The organism is Terriglobales bacterium, from assembly GCA_035624475.1.
Classification (GTDB): Bacteria; Acidobacteriota; Terriglobia; order Terriglobales; family Acidobacteriaceae; genus DASPRL01.
In genome coordinates this window covers 1-2,820 of sequence record DASPRL010000372.1, presented here as the reverse complement: position 1 = coordinate 2,820, position 2,820 = coordinate 1, and the positions used below count along the sequence as shown (strand labels likewise).

General features: G+C 67.2%; 5 protein-coding genes. All 5 read left to right on the top strand.

Features of this window, described 5'->3' with window-relative positions; genetic code table 11:
• Window positions 1-696: ribose-phosphate pyrophosphokinase (locus VEG08_14590; GenBank protein HXZ29219.1), on the top strand; the 696-nt coding region annotated here is incomplete at its 5' end.
• A gap of 20 nt (window positions 697-716) precedes the next feature.
• Window positions 717-1,460 (top strand): 50S ribosomal protein L25, encoded by a 744-nt coding sequence (locus VEG08_14585; protein ID HXZ29218.1) that lies wholly within the window; start codon window positions 717-719, stop codon window positions 1,458-1,460.
• 5 nt (window positions 1,461-1,465) lie between these two features.
• A complete protein-coding gene (pth, locus tag VEG08_14580) occupies window positions 1,466-2,056 on the top strand; it encodes an aminoacyl-tRNA hydrolase (GenBank protein HXZ29217.1) in 591 nt (196 codons plus the stop codon).
• Between the two features lie 36 nt (window positions 2,057-2,092).
• The gene (gene rpsF / locus VEG08_14575; GenBank protein HXZ29216.1) at window positions 2,093-2,491 is read left to right on the top strand and encodes a 30S ribosomal protein S6; all 399 of its coding nucleotides are present in this window, start codon (window positions 2,093-2,095) and stop codon (window positions 2,489-2,491) included.
• 51 nt (window positions 2,492-2,542) lie between these two features.
• Window positions 2,543-2,820: 30S ribosomal protein S18 (gene rpsR / locus VEG08_14570; protein HXZ29215.1), on the top strand; the 278-nt coding region annotated here is incomplete at its 3' end.

The window sequence follows — 2,820 nt, the reverse complement described above, 5'->3', positions numbered from 1 at the left end:
GCGCGGCGCATCACGCCGGTGATCCCGTATTTCGGCTATGCGCGGCAGGACCGCAAAGACAAACCGCGAGTGCCGGTCTCGAGCAAGCTGGTGGCCGACCTGCTCACCACCGCGGGCGCCGACCGCGCCCTGGTGGTGGACCTGCACGCCCCGCAGATCCAGGGCTTCTTCAACATCCCGGTGGACCACCTGTTCGCCTCCCCGGTGCTGGTCTCGTACTTCCGGGAGCTGAACTTGCCCAACCTGACCGTGGTCTCGCCCGACGCCGGGGGCGTGGAGCGCGCCCGCTTCTTCGCCAAGAAGATGGACTCGGCGCTGGCCATCGTGGACAAGCGCCGCGTGGAGATGAACGTGGCCGAGGTCATGCACGTGATCGGCGACGTCAAGGGGCGCACCTGCCTCATCATCGACGACCTCATCGACACCGCCGGCACCCTGGTCAAGACCGCCGACGCCCTGCTGGAAGCGGGCGCCACCCAGGTGTACGCCTGCGCCTCCCACCCCGTGCTCTCGGGGCCGGCGCTGGAGCGCATTGCCGGCTCCCGCATCGAGCAAGTGGTGGTCACCAACACCATCCCGCTCACCGAGGCGGGGCAGAAGGAACCCAAGATCAAGGTGCTGTCCATCGCCGGGCTGATCGCCCGCGCCATCCAATCCATTCACGAGGAGACGTCGGTCAGCACCTTGTTCAGTTGATCGAGAGGATAGAAATCATCATGCCAACGACAGAAGCCATTGGAGTAGTGGAAGCACAACCGCGCGCGCAGGAGCGCGGCAAGAACGTGGCCCGCCGCCTGCGCCGCAGCGGCCGTGTCCCCGCGGTGCTCTACGGGGCCAAGAAGGACTCGGTGGCCGTGAGCCTCGATCCCAAGCAGGTGGCCCGCATCCTGCACTCGGAGAGCGGCCACAACACCATCTTCGACCTGCAGGTGGGTCCGGAGCGCACCAAGGCCATGATCGTGGACTGGCAGCTGGAGCCGGTGAAAGGCGGCCTGCTGCACGTGGACCTGAAGCGCATCGCCATGGACGAGCGCATCAAGGTCAAGGTGCCCATCCACCTGAAGGGCGAGGCCGCCGGCGTCAAGACCCAGGGCGGCGTGCTGGAGCAGTTGCTGCGCGAGGTGGAGGTAGAGTGCCTGCCCAGCGACATCCCCGGGCACATCGAGGTGGACGTCACCGAGCTGGTCTTCGGCAAGGTGGTGCGCGTCTCCGAACTGCCGCGCAGCGAGAAGATCAAGTTCCTCACCGACGCCCATTACCCCGTGGCTCACGTCATCTCCATCAAGGAGGAGGAAGTGGCGGCTCCGGTGGAGGCGGGGGTGGAAGCGGCGCCGGCCGAGCCCGAGGTCATCAAGAAGGGCAAGCAGGAAGTCGGCGAGGAGGGCGCGGCCGAGGCGGAAGCCGCGGCCCCGGCCGAGAAAAAGGCCGAGAAGCCCGAGAAGGGCAAGGAGAAGAAATAAGCGGCGTGAAACTGCTTGTCGGGCTCGGCAATCCGGGCATCGAATACCAGTTCACGCCGCACAACCTGGGGTTCCTGGCGCTGGACCGGCTGGCGGAGCGGCACCAGGTCCGCATCAGCAACCGGCGCTGCCGTGCCCTGACGGGCAAGGCGGTGATGGGCTCGGAGGAGGTGCTGCTGGCCAAGCCCGATACCTACATGAACCTCAGCGGGCTGGCGGTGCTCGAGTTGCTCCAGGAATACGAGGCCGAGCCCGGACGCGACCTGGTGGTGGTATACGACGAGCTGGACCTGCCGCTGGGCACGATCCGCATCCGCCAGCGGGGCTCGTCGGCCGGCCACAAAGGCGTGGAGTCGATCCTGGGCGCGCTGGGTACGGACGAGTTCACGCGTCTGCGTCTGGGCAGCGCTCCGGCGCGCGCGGTGAAGGACGGCGCCCGCTACGGGCTGGCGCCCTTCCGGCGCGGACAGCTCAAGGCGGTGGATGCGGTGCTCGATGCCGCCGCCGACGCGCTGGAAGCGATCGTCAGCGAGGGCGTGAGCAAGGCCATGAACCGCTTCAACCGGAAGCCCGAGCCTCCGGAGGAGAAGTCGTAGCAGTGCTCCTGCCGAGGCGGGAGGGAGAAGAAGCGAATGCAACGTACTTACGAAGTCATGTTCATCGTCCGGCCGGACATGCCGGAGGAAGAGGTGGAGAAACTGGTCTCCACCCTGGAGTCCAACGTCACCTCCGCCGGCGGTACGGTGAAGAGCGTGGAGCGCATGGGCAAGCGCCGCCTCGCCTACGTGGTGCGCAAGTTCCACGAGGGCTTGTACGTGCTGTTGACCATCGAGGGCACGGGCCAGGCCATCCACGAGCTGGAGCGCCGCATGCGCGTCACCGAGCCGGTCATCAAGTTCCTGACCGTGCGCGTGGACGAAGAGCAGAAGCGCCTGGCCAAGATCAAGAAGATCCGCGACAGCAAGGTGCGGCGCAAACCGGAGAGCGCGGCAGCGGCTGCGGGCAGTGAGCCCGCCGCGGTTTCGGTCTAAGCGATCCATTTTTTACCGGGAGCGCCTCGGGCGGCTCCCACGAGGAGAATCATGGCTGACGAAAGCAATCCCACAACACCTCCCGCACCGGCCCCGGCGGCTCCGGCGGAGCGTCCTGCCGGCGGCGAGCGGCCCGCGCACGGCGAGCGTCCGGCGCGCGGCCCCCGTCCCGGCGGTCCCCGCGGCGATCGCAAGTTCTTCCGCCGCAAGAAGGTCTGCAAGTTCTGCGTGGAGAAGATCGACGCCATCAACTACAAAGACGTGCGGCTGCTCGGGCAGTTCGTCGCGGAGAGCGGCAAGATCGTTCCGCGCCGATTGACCGGAGTGTG

What these genes read in the sequence shown, in the direction of transcription:
- VEG08_14585 (HXZ29218.1), top strand. Translation starts at nt 717, where the DNA reads ATGCCAACGACAGAAGCCATTGGAGTAGTGGAAGCACAACCGCGCGCG.
- rpsF (HXZ29216.1), top strand. Translation starts at nt 2,093, where the DNA reads ATGCAACGTACTTACGAAGTCATGTTCATCGTCCGGCCGGACATGCCG.